The 23,002-nt window shown below is 58.7% G+C and carries 19 protein-coding genes and 2 tRNA genes; 10 read left to right on the forward strand and 11 right to left on the reverse strand.

Features of this window, described 5'->3' with window-relative positions; all coding sequences use genetic code 11:
• Positions 1-108: 108 nt before the first annotated feature.
• Entirely contained in the window at positions 109-888 is a 780-nt protein-coding gene (locus LWH94_RS05240; protein ID WP_058340498.1) for a substrate-binding periplasmic protein, read from the forward strand.
• An 18-nt stretch (positions 889-906) separates the two neighbouring features.
• Here LWH94_RS05240 and LWH94_RS05245 read toward each other — a convergent pair whose 3' ends face one another.
• Positions 907-3,393 (reverse strand): ABC transporter permease, encoded by a 2,487-nt coding sequence (locus LWH94_RS05245; RefSeq protein ID WP_232901470.1) that lies wholly within the window; start codon positions 3,391-3,393, stop codon positions 907-909.
• Entirely contained in the window at positions 3,393-4,112 is a 720-nt protein-coding gene (locus LWH94_RS05250) for an ABC transporter ATP-binding protein (protein ID WP_232901495.1), read from the reverse strand. Before LWH94_RS05250 ends, LWH94_RS05245 begins: the two co-directional genes overlap by 1 nt.
• A gap of 69 nt (positions 4,113-4,181) precedes the next feature.
• On the opposite strand from LWH94_RS05250, the gene LWH94_RS05255 reads away from it, so the two are divergent.
• Positions 4,182-4,811, forward strand: coding sequence for an arylesterase (locus tag LWH94_RS05255; protein ID WP_232901471.1), 630 nt, complete (start codon positions 4,182-4,184; stop codon positions 4,809-4,811).
• Here the strand turns inward: LWH94_RS05255 and LWH94_RS05260 are convergent.
• On the reverse strand, positions 4,808-5,767 hold the full coding sequence (locus LWH94_RS05260; RefSeq protein WP_227498322.1) for a YheT family hydrolase: 960 nt from the start codon (positions 5,765-5,767) through the stop codon (positions 4,808-4,810). The two genes, LWH94_RS05255 and LWH94_RS05260, sit on opposite strands and share 4 nt — an antisense overlap.
• A gap of 73 nt (positions 5,768-5,840) precedes the next feature.
• On the opposite strand from LWH94_RS05260, the gene LWH94_RS05265 reads away from it, so the two are divergent.
• Positions 5,841-5,916: transfer RNA gene (locus LWH94_RS05265), tRNA-Asn, on the forward strand.
• Between the two features lie 53 nt (positions 5,917-5,969).
• Here LWH94_RS05265 and LWH94_RS05270 read toward each other — a convergent pair.
• Entirely contained in the window at positions 5,970-7,259 is a 1,290-nt protein-coding gene (locus LWH94_RS05270; RefSeq protein ID WP_232901472.1) for a M18 family aminopeptidase, read from the reverse strand.
• Positions 7,260-7,374: 115 nt separating this feature from the next.
• Here LWH94_RS05270 and LWH94_RS05275 point away from each other — a divergent pair, with 115 nt between their 5' ends.
• Both LWH94_RS05275 and LWH94_RS05280 read left to right on the forward strand, forming a co-directional pair.
• A complete protein-coding gene (locus tag LWH94_RS05275) occupies positions 7,375-7,860 on the forward strand; it encodes a hypothetical protein (protein ID WP_232901473.1) in 486 nt (161 codons plus the stop codon).
• A gap of 102 nt (positions 7,861-7,962) precedes the next feature.
• Positions 7,963-8,580 carry an outer membrane beta-barrel protein gene (locus tag LWH94_RS05280; RefSeq protein WP_232901474.1) on the forward strand — a complete coding sequence of 206 codons (618 nt, stop codon included), beginning with the start codon at positions 7,963-7,965 and terminating at the stop codon, positions 8,578-8,580.
• Positions 8,581-8,623: 43 nt separating this feature from the next.
• Here the strand turns inward: LWH94_RS05280 and rlmKL are convergent, their stop codons facing one another.
• Entirely contained in the window at positions 8,624-10,804 is a 2,181-nt protein-coding gene (gene rlmKL / locus LWH94_RS05285) for a bifunctional 23S rRNA (guanine(2069)-N(7))-methyltransferase RlmK/23S rRNA (guanine(2445)-N(2))-methyltransferase RlmL (protein ID WP_232901475.1), read from the reverse strand.
• Between the two features lie 322 nt (positions 10,805-11,126).
• Between rlmKL and rmf the strand changes: the two genes are divergently transcribed.
• Entirely contained in the window at positions 11,127-11,339 is a 213-nt protein-coding gene (gene rmf / locus LWH94_RS05290) for a ribosome modulation factor (protein WP_036219531.1), read from the forward strand.
• A gap of 178 nt (positions 11,340-11,517) precedes the next feature.
• Here the strand turns inward: rmf and LWH94_RS05295 are convergent, their stop codons facing one another.
• Entirely contained in the window at positions 11,518-12,546 is a 1,029-nt protein-coding gene (locus tag LWH94_RS05295; RefSeq protein WP_199457297.1) for a quinone-dependent dihydroorotate dehydrogenase, read from the reverse strand.
• Between the two features lie 406 nt (positions 12,547-12,952).
• Here LWH94_RS05295 and LWH94_RS05300 point away from each other — a divergent pair, with 406 nt between their 5' ends.
• Positions 12,953-14,116 carry a cation diffusion facilitator family transporter gene (locus LWH94_RS05300; RefSeq protein WP_232901476.1) on the forward strand — a complete coding sequence of 388 codons (1,164 nt, stop codon included), beginning with the start codon at positions 12,953-12,955 and terminating at the stop codon, positions 14,114-14,116.
• A 24-nt stretch (positions 14,117-14,140) separates the two neighbouring features.
• Here LWH94_RS05300 and LWH94_RS05305 read toward each other — a convergent pair whose 3' ends face one another.
• Entirely contained in the window at positions 14,141-15,640 is a 1,500-nt protein-coding gene (locus tag LWH94_RS05305) for a RimK family protein (protein ID WP_036219555.1), read from the reverse strand.
• 197 nt (positions 15,641-15,837) lie between these two features.
• On the opposite strand from LWH94_RS05305, the gene rimI reads away from it, so the two are divergent.
• The gene (gene rimI / locus LWH94_RS05310; RefSeq protein ID WP_232901477.1) at positions 15,838-16,953 is read left to right on the forward strand and encodes a ribosomal protein S18-alanine N-acetyltransferase; all 1,116 of its coding nucleotides are present in this window, start codon (positions 15,838-15,840) and stop codon (positions 16,951-16,953) included.
• Here rimI and uvrB read toward each other — a convergent pair whose 3' ends face one another.
• Positions 16,954-19,011: an excinuclease ABC subunit UvrB gene (gene uvrB / locus LWH94_RS05315; RefSeq protein WP_232901478.1), complete on the reverse strand. Its 2,058-nt coding sequence runs from the start codon at positions 19,009-19,011 to the stop codon at positions 16,954-16,956.
• Between the two features lie 192 nt (positions 19,012-19,203).
• Here uvrB and LWH94_RS05320 point away from each other — a divergent pair, with 192 nt between their 5' ends.
• Positions 19,204-20,388: a pyridoxal phosphate-dependent aminotransferase gene (locus tag LWH94_RS05320; protein ID WP_094625016.1), complete on the forward strand. Its 1,185-nt coding sequence runs from the start codon at positions 19,204-19,206 to the stop codon at positions 20,386-20,388.
• A 70-nt stretch (positions 20,389-20,458) separates the two neighbouring features.
• Positions 20,459-20,534 (forward strand) — tRNA-Asn (locus tag LWH94_RS05325).
• A gap of 206 nt (positions 20,535-20,740) precedes the next feature.
• Here the strand turns inward: LWH94_RS05325 and pyrF are convergent.
• Genes pyrF through LWH94_RS05340 form a run of 3 tightly spaced genes read right to left on the reverse strand, consistent with a single transcriptional unit; the run spans position 20,741 to position 22,955 of the window.
• Positions 20,741-21,451, reverse strand: coding sequence for an orotidine-5'-phosphate decarboxylase (gene pyrF / locus LWH94_RS05330; protein ID WP_232901479.1), 711 nt, complete (start codon positions 21,449-21,451; stop codon positions 20,741-20,743).
• Between the two features lie 32 nt (positions 21,452-21,483).
• Complete coding sequence (gene lapB, locus LWH94_RS05335; RefSeq protein ID WP_232901480.1) at positions 21,484-22,653, reverse strand: lipopolysaccharide assembly protein LapB; 1,170 nt, start codon at positions 22,651-22,653, stop codon at positions 21,484-21,486.
• Positions 22,653-22,955 (reverse strand): LapA family protein, encoded by a 303-nt coding sequence (locus tag LWH94_RS05340; RefSeq protein WP_058340484.1) that lies wholly within the window; start codon positions 22,953-22,955, stop codon positions 22,653-22,655. The genes lapB and LWH94_RS05340 overlap by 1 nt, the downstream gene beginning before the upstream one ends.
• Positions 22,956-23,002: the final 47 nt, after the last annotated feature.

The following is a 23,002-nucleotide window of genomic DNA, read 5'->3' on the forward strand; positions in this document are numbered from 1 at the left end:
ATTGAAACAAACGGATAAAACGGTAATATTTGGCAAGCGCACTGGCAGGGAGTTGGCCGGATAAGTGCATTTTCAAAGCATAGGCCGCTTCCACCAGAGTTTCTTGCGATGACTAAACTGGTCCGACACCTCAAGAGCATTGGTTTCCGGACACTCTCCGGGCTGATAACCGCAGGCTGCTTTTCCATGGCAGCCTATAGCGGAGAAACCGGCCCGGGGGTTTTCCACTTCAATGTATCCCCTAACGGCTACCCCCCGTACCTGATCGTCCAGGACTCCGAGCCTGCCGGTATTATGTGGGATGTGGTGGAACTGATCGTTCCGCGGCTCGGCTACCAGGTCGAGCCACGAAAGATACCGCGCAAACGGGTAGACCAGATGCTGGAAGACGGGTACATCGATGGCACGCCCAGAGCCATCGAATGGACCGAAGAACCGGAAAAGTTTCTGTTCACGGATCCTGTTGTGAATGTGGAAGAAGTGTTTTTCTTTCCTGAAGTTTCAGACCTGGATTTCGAACATCCCAGCGACCTTTTCGGGAAAACCGTGGTAACTCACCTGGGCTACCTCTATCCCACCCTGGCCCCCTATTTCGAAGACCAGCGTATCCGGCGCTTTGACGTTTCCCGTGACCGTGACATGTTCCGCTTCCTGCAACACGGCGACCGATTCGATACTGCGCTGGCAGATCGCCTGGTGGGCAAGTGGATACTGAGAAATGAAGGCATGGCGGATGAGTTCAGAAGCTCGGACAAAGCCATCAGCCAGTATGGGTTCCGGCTGATGTTGAGGCCTGACTGGACGGACTTCGCCGAATCCTTCAACCGGGAACTGGAACTGATTCGCGAGAATGGCGAACTGGACGCCATTCTCGCCAATTACCGCTAAAACGCCGTCATTGCCGGCTCACTCGAGCCGGCGCAGCAACAGCATGGGTGACACGCTGAGTACCGGCCGCAACTGCCAGCGGCCAAACAGGGCCAGCAGCAACGCGCTGATCAATGGCACTGGCAGCATCACTTCCCAATGCCACTGAAAACTGCCCTCGAACATTCTCACCTGCAAGGCATAAACCGCCGCTTCCGCCGCCAGCACGCCCAATATCCCGGCAACGAACCCAAGCAAGGCAAACTCGAGCATGGTGCTGCGCACCAGCAGAGATTGTTGGCCGCCCAGCGTCCGCAACAGGGCACCTTCACGCTGACGGTCCCGCAAGGTCGCGCTGACGACCGCCGCCATCACAACCAGTGCCGCCGCAAGAATCAGCGCCAGAATGGCCTCAATGGCCTGGGTGACCTGGCGGACGATATCCTGGATGCGCTCGATAATGTGATCGATCTCCAGCACCGACACCGTGGGAAAACGGCGCGAAAACTCGTTCAGGGCCACCTTGTTGCTGGCCCCCAGATGGAAACTGGTAATCCAGGTAGCCGGCATGTCGGTCAGGCCGCCGTCCGGGGGAAAGGCAATGTAGAAGTTCGGCTTCATGCTGTCCCATTGCACGGTACGGATACTGACGACCGGCTCGGTGACCTGTTCCGAGCCTATGGTAAAGGTCAGCCGGTCGCCAAGTTTCAGCCCCAGCCTCTCCGCCAGCTCGGCTTCCACCGAGACCCCCTCGGTTACGCCCGCAGCAAACCACTCGCCTTCCACAATCCGGTTGTCTTCGGGCAGGTCTTCCATCCAGGTCAGGTTCAGCTCCCGGTTAAGCGCGTTAATTCGCTCATCCTTACTGACCGCTTCTTTCACAGGCTGGTCGTTCAGTTCGGTCAAACGGCCACGCACCATGGGATAGACGGTGTCCAGGGGCGATCCCTGCTGCGCCCAATAGGCATCAACCTCGTCCACCGTGTCCGGCGCTATGTTTATCAGGAAGTGATTGGGAGCATCGTCCGGAAGCTGGGCCTGCCAGTCGTCCAGCAGGGACGAACGGACCAGCACCAATGTCGCCGCCAGCATCAGGGTCATGGCAAATACCGCCATTTGCGCCATGCTGGCCTGACGGTGCCGATAAAGGCCAACAAGGGCCAGGCGCCAGGCGTTGCCACCACCGCGCACTTTGCGCAGCACCGAGACCATCAACCAGCCCACCAGCCCCAGCACTGCCAGCAATAACACCAGCCCGCCCAGCAGCGATGCCACCAGGGCAAGTTCGCCGGCATACATCCACACCAGCCCGAAGATGGCCAGCACGGCGATGACCAGGTCCGGAACGGCTTCCCGGCCGGTTTCCCCGGGCTGGGAGCGCAGCACCCGCATAGCCGGCACATTGCGCAGGCGGCGAACCGGCGGGTACGCGAAGGCGAACAAGGATACCAGCGCGGTCAGCAGCGCCGGCGCCAGGGCTGCAGGGTCGAGATAAATATCAACCGGGCGCTCCAGCACACTGCCAAGCATCCTGGCCAGCAGCCAGAACAGCGGCAGCGCCAGCACCAGCCCACCAATAATGCCCGCCACGCCCCACAGGGCCAGGCGGCGAAGGTACAATCGGCCGATGCCCTTACCGGTAAGCCCCAGCGTTTTCAGCAGTGCCACCGTGTCCCGTTGCGACAATGCGTACTGGCGACTGGCCACGGCAACCGCCACCGCTGCCAGCAGAACCGCCAGGCTGCCGCCAAGCAGCAAGAAGCGTTCGGCCCGCTCAAGGGAGCGGGAGAAGGTTTCGCCATCCCTCACGCCTTCCCATTCATGGCTCGGCTCCAGTTGCGGTTCCAGCCACTGGTAGTAATCGTTTAACAGGTTTTCGGCACCGGCAAACAGATAGATGTATTCCACCCGACTGCCTTCCTGAAGCACTCCGGTAGCCGGAACATCGTCTACGTGCATCATCACCCGGGGCGCCAGCGATGAAAGCCGGAAACCGCCATCGGGCTCACGTAACAGCAGGTTTGAAATCTCAAGTTTCAGGTTGCCGACTTCCAGCGTGTCGCCAACGTCCAGCTCCAGCAAGCGCAGCAGGCGCGGGTTGATCCAGATCTCGCCTTTGGCAGGGCCAGACCCCACAATTGAGCGAGTACCCTCGGCACGGGATTGCACTTCAATGTCACCGCGCAGCGGATATTCGTCGCTGACCGCCTTTACCGACACCAGCTGAAAACCGCTTTCACCGAACACCATGGTGGAAAATTCGATCATCTGGCCGGTTTCGATACCGCGATCACGCGCTTCCTCAATCCAGCCTGCCGGTACCGGCCGGCCATTTTCGGCTTCCAGCTGGCGATCAGCCGCCAGGAAGGAGCTGGCCGAGGAGACCAGAGTGCGCTGCAACTGGCTTGCAAACAGGGCGATGGTAGCCACCGTGGCCACGGCGATAATCAGGGCAACCAGGACCACCCGAACGTCTCGTTCGCGCCAGTCCCGGCTGACGGACATGAGCTTCTGTGATGCTGCCATCAGCCAGACACCTCTTCCACCAGCTCCGGCTCGGTGAGCACACCCGCTTCAATATGCAGCTGCCGGCCACAGCGGGCCGCCAGGCGGTCATCGTGGGTGACCATCACCAGTGTGGTGCCCTGCTCCCGGTTCAGGTCCATCAGCAGGTCGGACACTGCCTGGCCGGTGCGGTTATCGAGGTTACCGGTGGGTTCGTCGGCAAACAGGATCACAGGGTCGGAAGCAAACGCCCGGGCAATCGCTACCCGCTGCTGCTCGCCGCCGGAGAGCTGCCGGGGCGTGTGGCTCAGGCGCTCACCCAGGCCAACCCGTTCCAGCAGTTCCCGGGCCCGTTTCTCCGGCGCTTCGATGCCGGCAAGCTCCAGCGGCAGCATGACATTTTCCAGGGCACTCAGGGCCGGCAACAGCTGGAACGACTGGAACACGAAGCCCACCCGCCGGGCCCGCAGCCTGGCGCGTTCGTCCTCGCTCAGACGGCTGATTTCAGAGCCGTCCAGCTCGACCTTGCCTTCGCTGGGGGTATCCAGGCCCGCCAGCAATCCAAGTAACGTGGTTTTGCCGGAACCGGAGCGGCCAACAATGGCTACGGACTCTCCCCGATTGATTTCCAGATTGACCCCCTGCAAGATCGTCAACGTATCAGCTTCCAGGCTGACCTTGTGGGTCAGGTCTGTTACGCGCAGCATCGGGCTGGTATCGGTTTTACTGAGATCCGTCATCTGGTTCACGGTTGCTCCGTTGTCTGGTTCTGGATGTTCATGAATTGTTTAAGGGTATACGACTTTACTATGCATACGATATCCACGTTCGTCAGATCATTGGTCATCGCAGCGTTTGCCATGGTTTCGCTGCCGGCTCTGGCCAGCCAGAACACTCTGCTGGTGGTCGGCGACAGCATCAGTGCCGCCTACGGCGTACCCTCTGAAACAGCGTGGGTAGAGCTGCTCAGGGAAAGGCTGTCCGGACAAGGGCTGGACTGGCAGGTCGTGAATGCCAGCATCAGCGGCGAAACCACAGACGGCGGCCTTCGTCGCCTGCCGGGGCTGCTGGAGAAGAATGATCCGGATATCGTAGTGATCGAACTGGGTGGTAACGATGGCCTCCGGGGGTTTCCGCCAAACGTGATCGAATCCAACCTGGCCGGGATGATTGAGCTGGCACAGGATTCCGGCGCGGTTCCGTTGTTGGTGGGAATGCAGATTCCGCCAAACTACGGCCAGCGCTATACCCGGATGTTTGCTGATCTGTTCCCGACCTTGTCTGACCGCTACGGGGTCCCTTTGGTTCCGTTTTTCCTTGACGGAATCTACGACCAGGACGGATTAATGCAGGGCGATGGCATTCACCCTACCGAGGAGGCCCAGCCTTTGTTGCTGGACAATATCTGGCCGCGGCTGGAACCCCTGGTTGCCGATTAACTTCCAACAAACATTAACGCCCGTCGCTCTGACCAGTAGTAACCGTCCTTCGCATGCTCCACAAAGCCCACGTGCCCTCCCCACTTGGGCACTTCCAGCTTCACATAGGAACCCAGCACTTTCTTTGAATCCGGGAAACAGGCCGGAGACAGGAAAGGGTCGTCTGCGGCGTTGATCATCAGCGAAGGTACACGGATATCTTTCAGCCGGAACAGGGCCGAGCAATTCTCCCAGTAGTCCTGCGCATCTTTGAAACCATGCAGGGGGGCGGTGTAGCGGTTATCGAATTCATGGAAGTTACGGATATCCCTGAAACCACTCACATCGATCAGATCAGGGAATAATTCCGATTTTTCCTGCATTTTCCCATGCAGATCGTTCAAAAATCGCTGCATGTAGATCTTGCGACTGGGCAAGGCGAGCATGTCGGCGCTGCCGGCGAGATCTGCCGGGACCGAATAGACCACCGCACCACTGATGCGGCTGTCTACCTGTTCACCCTGCTGGCCAAGATACAGGAGCGTCAGGTTGCCGCCCATACTGAAACCACTCAGGAACAGGTTCTGGTAGTTTTTGCCCAGGGCGTGGTTGATCACGATTTCCAGGTCTTCCGTAGCACCGCTGTGGTAAAACCGCGGCTGACGGTTCATCACGCCTCCGCAGGAGCGGAAGTTCCACGCCAGCACATCCCAGCCGGCCGCCATCAACGCCCGGGCCAGGCCCAGTACATAGGGGCGCCGGCTGTGGCCTTCCAGTCCGTGGGAAATAATGGCCAGGCGGTTGCTGTGTTGGCGGTACCAGTCCAGGTGGAGCTGGTCGTCATCCGGGGTGCTGATCACTTCGGTTTGTGGCTCCGGCATCTGCACCTTGCGGAACAGCGTGGGCCAGATGGACTGCACGTGTCCGTTACGCAGCCAGACCGGTGGGCGATAGCGGTTTTTGGCACTTCTGTGCAAATTTTGACCTTTCATTTCAGAGGGTTGACGAACCTGATCAAAGCGCTTAATATGCGCGCCACGTTGATGATGTTCCCCGATAGCTCAGTTGGTAGAGCAACGGACTGTTAATCCGTTTGTCCCTGGTTCGAGCCCAGGTCGGGGAGCCACTTATTCCGAAAAGCCGCTGATTGTTTCAATCAGCGGCTTTTTACTTTCTGCCTCAGAATACTTCTTCCCGCTGCATGAATTCCTTCAACACCTGGTACAGGGTGTAGCCGTCCTGGGTACCAATGAGTTCCCGAATGGAATGCATGGCAAATTGCGGCACACCGATATCCAGGGTCGTTACCCCCAGATTGCCGGCGGTCAGCGGGCCGATGGTGCTGCCGCAGCCCATGTCACTGCGCACCACAAAGGTCTGGTGCGGCAGGCCGAGTTCGTCACTGATGTGACGATACAATGCAGCTGAGCGGCTGTTGGTGGCGTAACGCTGGTTGTGGTTAACCTTGATCACCGGGCCCTGGTTCAGGATCGGACCATGGTTCTCATCGTGCTTGTCCATAAAGTTAGGATGCACGCCGTGGGCGTTGTCGGCCGAGATCATCATGGAACGGGCGATGGCCCTGCCCTTTCCGGCACCACACCAGCGTTCCAGCACGGAACCAAGGAATGGCCCCTGAGCGCCTTCGGCCGACATGCTGCCCACTTCTTCGTGGTCGTTGCATACCAGCAAGGCCGCCTGGTCTCCGGACGTATCCAGCAACGCCTGCAGGCCGATGTAACAGCTCAGAAGGTTGTCCAGCCGCGCAGAGGCCAGGAACTCTTCCCGCAGGCCAACGTAGGAAGCGCCCTGGGCGTCATAGAAGCTCAGCTCATAACCCAGCACCTTGCGGGCTTTCAGGCCGGATTCACTGGCAATCTGCTCCCGCAACAGGTCGGTAAAAGCCGTGGTATCCGTCTCTGGCACCTGCATGACGACCGGTGGCAGGTCGGTCTGGGCATTGACCGAACGATTGCTGTTGGCTTCCCTGTCCAGGTGAATAGCCAGGCTGGGGATAATGGCCACAGGCTTGCGGAAGTTCACCAGGGTGTCCTGCACCTTGCCGGACTCATCCAGCACGGTTACCCGGCCGGCCAGGGACAGGTCCCGGTCAAACCAGGGGTTCAGCAACACACCGCCATAGACTTCTACCCCGAGCTGGAAGAAACCTTTGCGGCGGATCTCCGGTGTCGGCTTTACCTTCAGGCAGGGGCTGTCAGTGTGGGCGCCGACCATACGAACACCGGAGCTGACCACGCCATTCTTTCCGGTACGGAAGGCAATAATGGATGAGCCGTTGCGAATGGCGTAGTAGCCTTTGCCCTGCTCCAGCGCCCACTCTTCACGTTCATCCAGCTGCTGAAAACCTGCGGCATCGAGGCGGGTTTTCATGGTATTCACGGCATGCCAGGGCGTGGGTGAGGCGTTCAGAAATTCAATCAAGTCATTATTAAATTCAGTGTGTTCCATGATCTTCCTGATTGCATGATAATGGCCGCTACAGTATGGCACGAAGCCGGCAATGCTCCTACAGCGCGCGCCGTCAGTGACTATACTCACCCAACAATATTTACCGGAGTCGCCCGTGTCGATACCCCGCTTTCTGGACATCGAATACTGCCAGACCGAAGATGCCCTGTTTCCCGTTGCCATTGCCTGGTCGCTTGCAGATGGCCAGATGAAAACCGTGGTGATCACGCCGGAAGAATCCTGGATTCCGGAAGACGGGGGTCTGGGGGATATCGATCTACTGTACCTGGAAGAACAGGGCGTGCCGCTACTGGAACTGGTACAAGAGCTGCACCAGGACCTGCCGGACCAGACAGTTTACGTAGACGGCATAGACCCGGATGAACTCCTGGTCGACCTGATTTTCAGCGCCGTAAGCCAGGATGCCCCCTTCGAAGTCGCCCCTGTTTCCGAACTGATCACCGGCCTGGACAGCGAAGCCATCGAGGACCGCCGGCGGCAGCTGTTGTTCGATGAAGGCCTTGAACCACAGCTCCCGGAAAACGGCGTCTATGCCCTGCTCCTGCTGGCCCAGGAAGAAGGCCTGCTGGACGACCTGTAACCGGCCTTCAGGCGGGGAAGTGTGACCGGCGTCTGCGTAACAACCCGTTACACAAGGCAGAATCTGGCGTCAGTATCCATGACGACAGGACGCCGGACCATAATGAAAAAAATCACATCTCCCCTGCTTTGCGCCAGCCTCGTGACCGCGGTTTTATTCCCGCCGGTTGTATGCGCCCAGGAAGGTGCCTCGTCAGAAACTCCCCGCTCGGACAAACACTACATCGGATTACTGGCCACGGCACTGGAACATCGCTCCATAGGCATTTCCAAGGAAGACGGCTGGGGCCAGGCGGGTACGCTGGTGATCGGTGGCCACCTGAATGACCTGATCCACGCTGAAATCCGCCTGGGCGGTGGCTATAAGGATGCCGAGATCTCCCGAGGTGACCTGAGCCTGGCGATCGACTATTTCGGAAGCTGGTACATGGGGCTGCATTACCCGATTGGTGAGCTTGGTAATGTCTATGCGCAGGCAGGCTTCACCCACGTGAGCGGCGAGGCAACACTGGACAACCCGGACGCCGATGCCAACGGGCAGTTCCGGGATTACGTGGGGGATTACCCTTCCAGCAGTTTCAGCTTCAGCTGGCTTGCCGGTATCGATTTCGAACTGCTGGATAGCACGTACCTGGTGCTGGAAGGTGGCAAGCTGTTCAAAGATACCGATACCAGTGCCAATGCCTTCCAGTTTTCTTCCGGCATTCGTTTCGAGTTCTGAGTTGGCGGCCCGTTTCCGGTGCAGGCCGCCACTAAACTGACGCTTAATCAGTAAGTTTATGTTGGATATGCCAGCAGCGGTGAATCTTCTGATTCCGCTGGAAATCCTTGTCCAGAGTGCTCGCCGTTACCTCTTTAACCTCGAACTCCTGCTCCAGATCTTCATCAAGCTTAAATTTCCGGAAGTTGTTGGAGAAGATCAGTAAGCCATCACTGGATAACCGCTCCATACACTGCCGAACCATGGCGCCGTGATCCCGCTGGATGTCGAGAACGCCGGCCATTCTGGCGGAGTTCGAGAAGGTGGGCGGGTCCATGAAGATCAGGTCGAAGGTCTGGTTGGCGGTTTTGCGGTCGGCCAGCCAGGCCAGGCAGTCGGCCTGTTCCACTACGTGCTTGCGGGAGTCTGCCCGATTCAGGGCCAGGTTGTCCTGCGCCCAGCTGACGTAGGTTTTGGACATATCCAGGCTCAGGGACCGGCTGGCGCCGCCAACGGCTGCGTGTACGGTGGCTGCGCCGGTGTAGCAGAACAGGTTCAGGAAGCGTTTGCCCCGGGCATGTTGCTGTATCCAGTGGCGTACCGGGCGGTGGTCCAGGAACAGGCCGGTGTCCAGGTAATCTTTCAGGTTTACTTTCAGGGTGCAGCCGTGTTCGTGCACGTTGAAGTATTCACCGGTTGCGGCCTGTTTTTCATACTGCTTGGTGCCGGTCTGGCGCTGGCGTTGTTTACAGACCAGGTTTTCCGACGCAACTTCCAGCACTTCCGGGATGACCGCCATGGCTTCGGCGAGGCGTTCCCTGGCGGCTTTTTCGTCTATAGATTTCGGGGCCAGGTATTCCTGCACATGCACCCTGCCCTCGTAGATATCGATGGCCAGGGCGTACTCCGGCATGTCCGCATCGTACAGGCGATAGCAGCCAATGTTCTGTTTCCGGGCCCACTGGCCGATGGTTTTCAGGTTTTTCTTCAGCCGGTTGCGCAGCATGTCTGCCCGCTCGGGATTGGCGATCCGGGGCATCACCTGGCCGGGCGCTGCAGGGTCCCGGGGGGTGCGGGCATTTTCGGGCTGGATTTCGAATAACAGCAGTTGTGCCGGCAGTTTTCCGTTGAAGAGCTTGTATTGCTTGAAGCTGCGCAGGCCGATGGACTTTCCGAACTCCGGAGCGCCAGTAAACACTGCCAGACGCCAGCCGGGAAGCTCACGCAGCACCACTTCGCCAAGAGCCTGGTAAAGGCCGGCCAGTTCTTTGCGCTCACTCAGGCGTTCACCGTAAGGAGGGTTGGTCAGCACCAGGCCCTGTCCGGCCCAGCTTTCCTGCCGTTCAAATCCGGCAACCGGCCGAACCTCAACCTGCACAAGGTTATCCAGGCCGGCCCGGCGGATGTTGTTTCGGGCGGTATCGATAACACGGCTGTCCTGGTCGAAACCGGCAAAGGCCGGTATCCGTTTCTGTTTACCTTCGTGGGCGCGGCGCTCCGCTTCCTGGCGTAGTCCAAGCCAGAGTTCCGGCTGATGGCCAGGCCATTTTTCGAACCCGAAACGCTCGACCCGGCGGCCCGGAGCGATATCCAGGGCCATCAAAGCGGCTTCAATCAGCAGGGTGCCGGAACCACACATGGGGTCAACAAAGTCACCACCGGCAGCGGCAATGTCCGGCCAGCCGGAACGCATCAGCAAGGCGGCCGCCAGGTTTTCCTTCAGGGGTGCCAGGCCTTTCTCCGTGCGATAGCCCCGCATGTGCAGGCTGTGGCCACTGAGGTCGAGCCCCACCGCCAACCGGCCCCGGTTCAGGCGAGCTGAAATGGTCACGTCCGGGTCTTTCGGGGCGACGGACGGCCGTGGCATGCCGGCACCGCGGATGCTGTCAACGATACCGTCTTTAACTTTCTGGGCACCAAACTGGGTGTTACGGATCTCTTCGTTCTGGCCCAGGAAGGTCACGCGGAAACTGCCAGACGCAGGGATATGGGCCTGCCAGTCCAGCGACACCACGCCTTCGTAAAGTTCCTCGGCACTGCGGGCGCCTACCTCGGCGATGTGCAGCATTACCCGGTTGGCCAGGCGAGACCACAGGCAGGCACGGTAGCCCGACTCCAGCGTGCCCTCTACCCAGACTCCCGCCGGCGCATTACGCACCTGTGCCAGACCAAAACTTTCCAGTTCATCAGCCAGGAGATACTCAACGCCCTTCGGGCAGGTTACGAAAAATACATGTTTGGACAAAATAAACTCCTGGTTTTCCTGATGAAGCCGGTAAGCCGCCGGATTGGCAGCAAAACCCGATTTTGGGCTGTCATCGATATGCAATAAACCTATAAGAAAAGGTTCACATAGATGAAATAAGTAGTGTACTTCCGCTCAAGGTTCGTCTTACCTTGTACATGACGCGTCGTTCCGGAAGCCAGTAGAAAGTGCTTCCGTTAACAGGATCCTGACTGCTCTGGCCCGAGCTGGCAATAGGGGGATATCCCGGACTGGGTACCCATGCCACGGTCACTGCAGATGTGTACACGCTTGTTCTGTTAATCCATCAGTGAGGAACGGCATGAAAAGACAGAAGAGAGACATGTACGCTCGTGCATTCAAGCGGGGTTATCTCGCTGGCGTGTCCGGCAAATCCAAAGACAGCTGCCCCATTGATCAGCCAGAAGTACGTCAGGAATGGCTGAACGGGTGGCGCGAAGGCCGCACAGATAACTGGGAGGGCATGACCGGCGTATCCGGCATCCACAAGCTTGCCAACGTAACCGCCACGTAACTGCGGTGTTGGCAGACCCCGTTTAACCCTGATCTGTTTTTTTCACACACCAACACAACAATTAAAGCAGTAACCAGAGCAACCAAAACGGGGCCTCCCGCCCCGTACCATGCGAAGAAGCGCTACGGGGTTCATTCCCCGCAAGGGCCCGCTCAGCGGGCCCACCTTCTTTCTGGCCTCACCGTTTTTGCTGTTCTTTCCTGATCGCTTCTACTGCTTCGTTAATCAGCGCAGGGCCTTTATAGATGAAGCCTGTGTAGATCTGTACCAGTTTCGCCCCTGCCCGGATTTTCTCTGCTGCGCTCTCGCCATCGGTAATGCCGCCCACGCCGATAATGGGCAAACGCTCACCCAGCTCGGCATACAACCCCTGAATCACCCTCAGGGAGGCCTCGCGCACCGGGGCACCACTCAAACCACCCGCTTCCTGTTCGTGCCGGTGGCCGCGAACCGCTTCACGGCTGATCGTAGTATTGGTGGCAATCACGCCATCCAGGCCCGCCTCGAGCAGCGCGTTAGCCACAAAACGAATACCGTCGTCGTCCATATCCGGCGCAATTTTTACAGCAACGGGCACATAGCGGTCCTGAGCCTGGTGGCACCTGGTCTGCTCGTCTTTGATGGCATGCAGCAACTGCTTGAGGGAGTCGCCAAACTGCAGGTCCCGCAGGCCCGGCGTATTCGGCGAAGACACATTCACCGTAATGTAGTCGGCGTGCCCATAGACCGCTGCAATCCCCTTTCGGTAATCCAGCTCGGAGTCTTCGTTGGGGGTGTCTTTGTTCTTGCCCACATTAATGCCCAATACACCCTGGTAACGACGGTGCTGCACATTGTGAACCAGGTGCTCCAGCCCTTCGTTATTAAAGCCCATGCGGTTGATGATGGCCTGGTGTTCCGGCAAACGGAACATGCGGGGCTGGGGATTACCCGGCTGGGCCAGGGGCGTAACCGTGCCCACTTCAATAAAACCGAAGCCCAGCGCACCCAGGGCATCAAGATGGTCGGCATTTTTGTCGAGACCTGCGGCCAGCCCGACCGGGTTCGGAAATTCCAGCCCCATGACATTGACCGGACAAGGCGCGGGATGCTTTGAAAATACATTCAACATACCCAGTTTATGGGCTACATCCAGGCTATTAAGTGTCACATTATGAGCGGTTTCCGGGGGCAGCCGGAACAGCAGGTTTCGAACAACGCCGTACATCAGAAAACTCCTTGCCAGAGGGTGGCCGGAGTATACCGGAAGTTTTCCACACCATCCTCCTGAACCGGTAAATGTATCCTTAAGCCCCATGTTCAAAGGGCTCGCGCGGCTTTTCCACGGAATCTGTGGATAACCCTGTTGAAAACGTCGGGGCAAACGTTTCTACCCCTTGATAACTGCGCCAGCCTACAAATTGATCATTTTTTAACCAGTCTTTTTGTTGTTATTTTTCAATGTCTTACATTGCTAAAAATAAGATTTGACGAAAGTTGGAGCAAAATGCTAACGGTTAACCGATTTGTCATCATGTGCATAAATCGATCCGTCTTTCTTGATTAATCCCGCCCTGTCAAGCGCTTGTTCACGCTATACTGGCCACTGTCAGAAATCCCCGGAGCCACGGATAATGGAACAGCCTTCCCCAGCACATCACCGCGCACAGCCCGACCTGGAAAAGGAAAAGCATGCTGCCTCCCGGGTTACCCTGATCGGGATGTTTCTTGACGCCTTTCTCGGTGTCATAAAAGTCATTGGCGGTACTCTTTTCCATTCCCAGGCCCTGGTCGTCGACGGCATCCATTCCTTTACCGACGTAGTCTCTGACTGGGTGGTGCTGGCAGTCATGCGGTTATCCCGGAAAGGCCCGGATGCCGACCACCCCTACGGCCACCAGCGCATCGAAACGCTGGGCACCCTGCTTCTGGGCAGCATCCTGATTGCCGTAGGTGCAGCCCTAGCCTGGGAGAACATTCTGCGCCTGTTGTCCGGCGAAGACCTGGCAGTTCCCGGCTGGCCGGTTCTGGTCGCGGCGGCTATTTCCGTTGGCAGCAAGGAGTGGATTTACCGCTACACCCGCCACGTTGGTATCCGCATCCGTTCTGACCTGCTGATTGCCAATGCCTGGCACAGTCGCACCGATGCGTTCTCATCAGTTGTGGTGCTGGTATCCACCATCGGCGCAATGCTTGGGTTTGTGTGGCTGGACGTCGTCGCCGCGGTGGTTATTGCCGGCATCATTATCCACATTGGCTGGAAGTTCACCTGGGACAGCGTGAAGGAACTGGTCGATACCGGTCTCTCTGAAGAAGATACCCGCATGCTTATGAACATTGCCATGGAGACCGATGGCGTTCGCAATGTTCACGAACTGCGCAGCCGCCGGATGGGCCACGATATCCTGCTGGACGTTCACCTGGTGGTACGCCCGGAAATCAGCGTGTCGGAAGGCCATCAGATTGGCATGAAGGTGGTTGCCGCCATGCGGGAGGCCCTTGGCAACATCCTCGATATCAATTTCCACATCGATGCCGAGAACGACGAGAAGTACCCCCACCCCACCGAGCCGGACCTTCCCTCCCGCGAGCAGGTGCGGGAATACCTTCAGAACGCCCTGGGCGAGCTGCCCCACCACAGCAAGCTCCGCCTTCATTACCTGAAAAACCGGGTGCACCTGGAACTGTTCCTGGACGAGGATCACCCCGCCCCGGAACTGACCAACGAAACCGTCCGCCAGGTTCTTGCCGATTACCCCTGGTTTGGCAGCGTCCGGGTCTGGGTGGCGGCCACCTGACCCGGCAGCCTCGCTTAACCGGGATCAGCGGCGGCGGTTTTCCTCCATGCGGGACAAAAACTCCTGCATGATCAGGGTATACAGTTCACCGCCCAGGAACTTGTCCTCGACGCCGGAATCGATGCTCGGGTTGTCGTTCACTTCAATCACCGCAACCCGGTTACCGGCCTGTTTGATGTCTACACCGTACAGGCCGTTACCGATCAGGCGCGTGGAGTTCAGCGCCGCCTGAATCACGTTGCGCGGCACCTCGTAGGTGGGCATGGTTTCAAAGCCGCCACTCTCCACCGACGCGCCACCATGCTGGTAAATCTGCCAGTGGCCTTTCACCATCATGTATTTGCACGCGTAAATCGCCCGGCCGCCCAGCACACCAATACGCCAGTCGTAATCGGTATAGAAGTACTCCTGGGCCAGCACCAAGGCCGATTGTTTGAACAACTCTTTCAGACCCGCCCGTAGCTCCTTCTCATCCCGGGCCTTGGCCACACCCCGCGAGAAAGCACCGTCCGGTATCTTGATCACCACCGGAAAGCCCAGTTCCTGCGCCACCTGCTCAACCGCGTTTTTCTGGTCTTTCGACAGGATCAGGGTCTTTGGCGTGGGCACCTTGTTGTTCTTCAACAGGTCCGCCAGGAACACCTTGTTGGTACAGCGCAGAATGGAAACCGGGTCATCAATCACCACCATGCCCTCGGCTTCTGCCTTGCGGGCGAACCGGTAGGTGTGATGGTCAATGGCAGTGGTTTCCCGAATAAACAGGCCGTCGTATTCCGGCAACCGCATATAGTCCCGCCGGGTAATCCGCTCCACATTGATACCCAGCTTGCGCCCTGCCTTCTCGAAGCGTTTCAGGGCAGCCTCATCACTCGGCGGCATTTCCTCATCCGGGTTCACCAGCATGGCCAGGTCGAACCGGTAACGCCGGCGGGTGCGGGGTTTCCGCCAGACCATGCTGCTGAACCGATCCAGTGCAGAGGCAAAGACATCCTGTTCAGACTCACCCAGGTCAGACGGAGACGCCGGCTTCATGGACTCGATCTGCCACTGTTTCCGGTGCCGGAACACCACTTCAAGAATCGGACAGGGAAAACGCTCGAACAGGGCGCGGGCCACCGGCTTCAGGTCCGGATGCTCGGCCTGGCCGAAATAGGTGCGAATCCGCACCTCATGGGTCGCTTCCCGGGCATCGGTAGACGGGTCAATTTCCCGGGCCTCTTTTTCCAGCCACTGGATAACACTGCTGTCGAGTTCCTCCAGCTCCAGGGAGAAAAGGCCCTTGCGGCTGAGGTCATTCAGCGTCATCACCGACGGCACCACATGATGGCCGCGGGCTTCGGCCAGCAAGGAGCAGTAGTAACCCCGGCTCAGGTACTTGCCACTCTGGCACAGGTTGATCACCCGCACCCGGCTGTTAGCCGGCGCGGTAAACTGCAAGTACTGGTCAAAGGTAAGCACATCTTCGCTGGGGTAGTAAGGCGCCCAGTCTTTGGCACGGTCCACAACAATCAACAAGCGGGACATCAGCGGCATTCCTCCCTGAAGGTTCAGCCGGGGTTATTTCGCGCAACAATACGCCGGCGCACAGTACTTCACAATCGGCTTTCGATGCGTGCTTTTACGCATCACGGCCGGCTATCGGAACACGGCGCTCTCTACCATAATAGCTGCAGGAACGGCGCCCGCCATTTCCGCCTGATACACCCGGGACACCCAGAAACATGACCGATGTAATTCTCCGACAAGCCGTCGCTAAAGACCTTGATGCATTGGTTCAACTGGAACAGCGGTGTTTCTCTGAAGACCGGATATCCCGTCGCAGTTTCAAGCGTTTCCTGGACATGCCCAGAGACCGGTTGATAGTCGCCCGGCAGGAATCTGAACTGGTGGGCTACTGTCTGGTGCTGATGAATGCGGCCACCCGCCTGGCCCGCATCTATTCCATTGCGGTATCACCCTCGGTTCGTGGCCGGGGCGTGGGCGAGAAGCTGGTTCGTGAGGCAGAGAAAGAAGCGGTAGAAGCAGACCGGATTCTGATGCGCCTGGAAGTTCGGGAAGACAACACCGGCGCCATCAATCTTTACAAGCGGCTGGGCTATCGCCAGTTCGGCACCTATCGGGATTACTACGAAGACCACGGCAACGCCCTGCGGTTCGAACGGCGCATTCTGTATTACGAGCCATCCCGGGAATTCCTGCCGGTGCCCTACTACCCCCAGACGACGGAGTTTACCTGCGGGCCGTCGGCACTGATCATGGCCATGGCCGCCCTGGATGAGCAGCAGCCCGTCAGCACGCTGGAAGAGCTGAAAATCTGGCGCGAAGCCACCACCATTTTCATGCTCGCCGGCCACGGCGGTTGCGGCCCCCACGGCCTGGCGTTGTCTGCCTGGCACCGGGGCTTCGAGGCCAGTGCGTGGATCAGCCAGGAAGGCGCCCTGTTCAAGGACACCGTCCGCAACGATGACAAGAAACGGGTACTGGAACTGGTGCACGAAGGCTTCCTGCATGACATTGGCCGGACCGATATCCAGCTGCACCACGACCCGCTGACGCTGGACGCCATGGAAGCAGCCCTGCACCAAGGCCGTATTCCGGTGATCCTGATCAGCACCTGGCAGCTGAACCGCAGCCGGGTACCGCACTGGGTGACGGTATGCGCCATCGACGAAGACTTCGTGTACCTGCACGACCCGGAAATCGACACCGAAGAAGGCGAAACCGTGGCCGATAAGCAATACCTGCCCATCGACCGCCGGGTATTCGACAAGATGTCTCGCTATGGCCGCAACCAGCCCTTGCAGGCTGCGGTGATCGTCGGGCCGAAGCGGTCCTGATCAACCAGTACGAATAGCCGCTTCCTTCAGTTCGGAAATCTGGTCCCGCAGACGGGCGGCCGTTTCAAAGTCCAGGTCTGCGGCGGCCTTGTACATATCATCTTCAAGGCGCGCGACTTCCTTGAGCAGGTCTTCCGGTGAGCGTTTGCCCGCCTTCACCAGGTAACTTTCTGCTTCTTCCGCCGCCTTCTGGCCCGGGCGCTCCGCCTTGCGCCGGCCACGACCACCACCGGTGGCGCCTTCCATCACATCGGCAATCTTCTTGTTCAGCCCCTTGGGGGTAATGCCGTGTTCTTCGTTATGAGCTAACTGCTTGGCGCGACGGCGTTCGGTTTCATCAATGGCCCGCTGCATGGAACCGGTTATCCGGTCGCCGTACAGAATCGCCTTGCCGTTCAGGTTACGGGCTGCCCGGCCGATGGTCTGAATCAGGGAACGCTCGCTGCGCAGGAAACCTTCTTTGTCTGCATCCAGAATGGTTACCAGTGACACCTCTGGCATATCCAGGCCTTCCCGCAACAGGTTGATGCCTACCAGCACATCAAACTCACCCCGGCGCAGGTCACGGATGATCTCCACCCGCTCCACGGTATCGATGTCCGAGTGAAGGTACCGGACCTTGATGTCGTGTTCCATCAGGAAGTCGGTCAGGTCTTCCGCCATGCGCTTGGTCAGGGTGGTCACCAGTACCCGCTCCTGCACCGCCACCCGCTTGTGAATCTCCGACAGCAAATCGTCCACCTGTGTAGACGCCGGGCGCACCTCGATTTCCGGGTCCAGCAGGCCGGTAGGCCGCACCACCTGCTCCACCACCTGGCCGGCGTGTTCCGCTTCGTAGTTGCCGGGAGTGGCAGACACAAAGATCATCTGCGGCGCAATCCGCTCCCATTCCTCAAACCGCATGGGCCGGTTATCCAGTGCCGACGGCAGCCGGAAGCCGTATTCCACCAGGGTTTCCTTCCGGGAGCGGTCGCCCTTGTACATGGCGCCGATCTGCGGAATGGTCACGTGGGACTCGTCCACCACCAGCAACGCATTGGGTGGCAGGTAATCAAACAAGGTAGGAGGCGGCTCGCCCGGGGCGCGGCCCGACAGATAGCGGGAGTAGTTCTCGATGCCGTTGCAGTAGCCCAGCTCCATCATCATTTCCATGTCGTAGCGGGTACGCTCCTCCAGCCGCTGGGCTTCCACCAGCCGGTGGTTGTCCCGCAATTGCTGCAGCCGTACTTCCAGCTCGGCACGGATATTCTCTACCGCATCCAGCACTTTTTGCCGGGGCGTCACGTAGTGGGATTTCGGGTAAATGGTCACCCGGGGCACCCGGCGCAGCACTTCCCCGGTGAGCGGATCGAAGTAGCTGAGGTTTTCCACCTCGTCGTCGAACAACTCAATGCGAATGGCTTCGCGCTCGGATTCCGCCGGGAACACATCGATCACGTCGCCGCGCACCCGGTAATTGGCGCGGTGGAACTCGATATCGCTACGGGTGTACTGCAGTTCGGCCAGCCGGCGCAGGATCGAGCGCTGATCAATCTGATCGCCCCGATCCAGGTGCAGCATCATCTTCAGGTAGGATTCGGGATCACCCAAACCATAGATGGAAGACACCGTGGCCACGATAATGGCATCCGGCCGCTCCAGCAGCGCCTTGGTGGCAGACAAGCGCATCTGCTCGATGTGTTCGTTGATGGAGGCGTCTTTCTCGATAAAGGTGTCGGAAGACGGCACATAGGCTTCCGGTTGGTAGTAATCGTAGTAAGACACGAAATACTCCACCGCGTTATCCGGAAAGAACTCCTTGAACTCGCCGTATAGCTGCGCTGCCAGGGTCTTGTTGTGAGCCATGATGATGGTCGGGCGCTGAACTTCCTGCACCACATTGGCAATGGTGAAGGTTTTACCGGAACCGGTCACCCCCAGCAGGGTCTGGTGCGCCAGCCCTGAATGAATGCCGTCCACCAGCCCGGCAATCGCCTTGGGCTGGTCGCCGGCAGGCTGATAGGGAGAGTCGACACGGAACACTCCTTCACGGGCGACACTGGATACTTTACTGGCCATAACGGGCGGTTAACCTCCGGGTTTGGCGCTGGCCGCAATACGGCACAACCCCTACAAGAAATTTAGTGTTCTGGCTGCTTCATGATACCATCTGTGCGATCGACGGCTGGGTAGAAAAACAGCCCGCACCTTTGGCTCCACAGTTGCCCGGCCGATCGCAGCCCATAAGACGCAGCTTTAAGGAGCTCAAGTTTGGACCTTCAACTTTCCAGCCGAGTACAGGCGATCAAGCCTTCCCCCACCCTCGCAGTCACCAACAAAGCCGCAGAACTCCGCGCGGCTGGCCAGGACATCATTGGCCTGGGTGCTGGCGAGCCGGACTTCGACACCCCCGAGCACATCAAACAGGCAGCCATTGAAGCCATTAACAACGGCCAGACCAAGTACACCGCCGTTGATGGTACGCCGGCCCTGAAGAAAGCGATTATTGCGAAGTTCAAACGGGACAACGGCCTGGATTACGAAGCCAACCAGATACTGGTAAGCAGTGGTGGCAAACAGAGCTTTTTCAACCTGGCACTGGCCACACTGAACGAAGGCGACGAAGCCATCATCCCCGCGCCTTACTGGGTGTCTTACCCGGACATGGTGCTGGTAGCGGAAGGCAAACCGGTGATCATCGAAACCACCGTAGACACCCGCTTCAAAATCACCCCGGAACAGCTGGAAAACGCCATTACCGAGCGCACCCGCCTGTTCGTGATCAACAGCCCGTCCAACCCCAGTGGCATGGCCTACTCCCTGGAAGAGCTGCAGGCCATTGGTGAAGTGCTGAAAAAGCACCCGAACATCATGATCGCCACAGACGACATGTACGAGCCGATCCTGTGGACCGGTAAGCCGTTCTGCAACATCCTGAACGCCTGCCCGGAACTGTACGACCGCACCTTCGTACTGAACGGCGTGTCCAAGGCCTACTCCATGACTGGCTGGCGTATCGGCTACGCGGCCGGCCCGGCGAAAATCATCGGCGCCATGAAGAAAATCCAGTCCCAGAGCACCTCCAACCCCTGCTCCATCTCCCAGGCTGCCGCGACTGCCGCCCTGGATGGCGACCAGGCTTGCGTGGGTGAAATGGTCAAGGCATTCAAAGAGCGCCACGACTGGCTGGTAGACGCCCTGAACAAACTGCCGGGCGTTGAATGCCCCTACGGCGACGGCACTTTCTACGTGTTCCCGAGCTTCCAGGGCGCTATCGACGCCACCGAAGGCGTGAGTACAGACGTAGAATTCGCCGAGAAACTGCTGACCGAAGCCGGCGTTGCCCTGGTTCCGGGTTCTGCCTTCGGCAGCCCTGGCCATATGCGTTTGAGCTTTGCCACCAGCATGGATAACCTGCAAAAGGCTATTGAGCGTTTGCAGAAAGCCCTTGGCTAAAAATTTTAGTCAGGGGGTTGACGAGGCGGTATAGCCAACTTAATATACGCGCCTCGTCACATGACGACGTTCCCCGATAGCTCAGTTGGTAGAGCAACGGACTGTTAATCCGTTTGTCCCTGGTTCGAGCCCAGGTCGGGGAGCCACTATTTCGAAAGCCCGCTAGTTCTCTGAATTAGCGGGCTTTTTTTATGCCTCGTTTATGGTTTTCTTCCTGGGACTGATGGTGGCATTGTCAGGTTCTGGCCCTAGCCTGCGGGGCCTGGAGTATGGCGAGGTGGGGAGGGACACCCATCCGCGCCCTACCCGCGAACCCGGCAGGCTAGGTGCGGAGTGGGCGCTTTAACCGAAGTTAGACTGACACCACCTCAGCGTGAATAGCCTCCAAGGCAGCCAGGGGGTCAGATGCCTGGGTAATGGGACGGCCGATGACGAGGTAGTCGGAGCCGGCTTTGAGGGCATCGGTTGGGGTCATGATGCGTTGCTGGTCGCCTTTGTCGGCGGACAGTGGGCGGATTCCCGGGGTGATTAGCTGGAAGTCGGCACCCTGCTCGGCTTTCAGGCGCGGGGCTTCCTGCGCGGAGCAGACGACGCCATCCAGGCCGCAGTTTCTGGTGAGGGCTGCCAGGCGGGATACCTGGGCTTCTGCGGAGTCGGTGATGCCGATGCCGGCGAGGTCGGCGTCAGACATGCTGGTAAGCACGGTAACGGCAATCAGCAAGGGCTTGTCGGCACCGAAGGACTCCAGGCGCTCGCGGCAGGCCACCATCATTTTTTCCCCGCCGGAGGCGTGCACGTTCACCATCCAGACGCCCAGGTCGGCTGCCGCAGCAACGGCGGCTGAAGTGGTGTTCGGGATGTCGTGGAATTTCAGGTCCAGGAACACGTCAAAGCCCCTGCCCTGCAGCGACTTGACCAGTTCCGGGCCGGAGCGGGTGAACAGTTCCTTGCCGACTTTCAGGCGGCACTTGGCCGGGTCCAGCTGGTCAGCGAGGGCCAGCGCAGGGCCTTGGGAGGGAAAGTCCAGGGCGACGATGATTTTCGGGTCGTTAAGGGTTTGCACAGTAGAGTTCCGCATTCGGTAAATTAAGTTCGTTATTCCGCTTCGACGCCCTGAATGGGCCTGACGGTTTCCCATTGCTTGCAGCTCGGGCATAACCAGTGCAGTTGCTGGCCGGAGAAACCGCAGCTTACGCAGCGGTATACTGGCCGGTTGGCGAGGATCAGGTGCCCTATCCGGCTTACCAACCGGCCTTCATCGGTGGTCATGCCCTTTTCATATCCGGCAATTTCAACCAGGCGCAGCAAGCCGCGAACGGAGGGCCGGAGTTCCAGCTCCTGGCGCAGCAGGTCAATCGCTGCCGGGCGCCCTGCCGAGCGCTCGACGGATTCTACCAGCGCCAACAGCAAACTGGTGCCGGGATATTGCTCGTAGAGTTTGCGCAGTTTCTTCACCAACCGGCCTACGTCGCCATGCTCCCGCTCTAATTTCATCAGACGGTCCACGGCTTCCGGGCCAAAGTCCGGACTCTGCTCGAATACTTTCAGGCTTTGATTGCCGGCCTCCCGGTAGTTGCCCTGGCGTATCTGCATTTTCATCAGCAGAAGGGTCGCTCTGACACAGGAGCGATCGTAATCGAGGGCTTCCTTGGCGAGCTTCTGGGATGTCCAGCGGTCGTCTTTGTTGAGGGCTGCATCCGACAGTTCGCAGGTTATGTAGGCCAGGGTCTTGAACATGGCGGGGTCAGCATCGGAGCGGGTCAGCGTCTGGGCCACCTGGGCGGCTTTCTCCCATTCCCGCTCCTGCTGGTACAGCTCGATTAATTCCCGGGCAGCCCTGCGGCCGTACTCGCGATCACCCATTAACTGGTGAAACAGCGCCTCGGCCCGGTCAAGGAGACCTGCGTTCAGGTAATCCATGGCCAGCTCAAAGGTAACCTGGGGGGTGTAGCGTGCCGGCAGCTCCGGACGGGCAAGCAGGTTCTGGTGTATCAGAATCGCCCGGTCGGTTTCGCCCTTGTTGCGGAAGTGGCTGCCAATAGAGAGATGAAGGCTGACGGTATCCCGGTTAACAGCCAGGGACTGCACAAAGTTTTCGACCGCTTGGTCAGAATAGTTGGTAAAGAGAAACTGCAGACGATCCCGAACCGAATCTTCGTTATCAATGCTCTTGCGGGAACGATGGCGCTGCTTACTGTAGCGCCCAACGACCCAGCCGGCGGCAACCGCTACTGTCAGAAGCAGCCAGTTAAACACCATATCCATTACAACGTCCGGTCGTTTTCGGCCCTGGATTTTTCAAGTGCCTGCTCGGCACGATCAAGTCGTTTCTGAAGGTTACGGCGAGATACCGAGGTACGGAATGTTGCGAGCATGGTAATCAGCACGCCAATCAGCGCGCCAATCACAAAGGACATGATAATCCAGACTGCCACACCGTGAGGCTGGGTCTCAAACAACAGGAAATTGAGCGAGACCGCCATCTGGTTGTTGAGCGAAAACACCAGCGCCAACAATATAAGAAGCAGAACCAGAACGGTGATAAGGATCTTCTGCAGTCCAGCCATGTCGTTTGCGCTCCAGACGGGCAAATCGCCCGATGCTACGGTGTCCT

Source organism: Marinobacter sp. G11 (assembly GCF_021282325.1).
GTDB lineage: Bacteria > Pseudomonadota > Gammaproteobacteria > Pseudomonadales > Oleiphilaceae > Marinobacter > Marinobacter vinifirmus.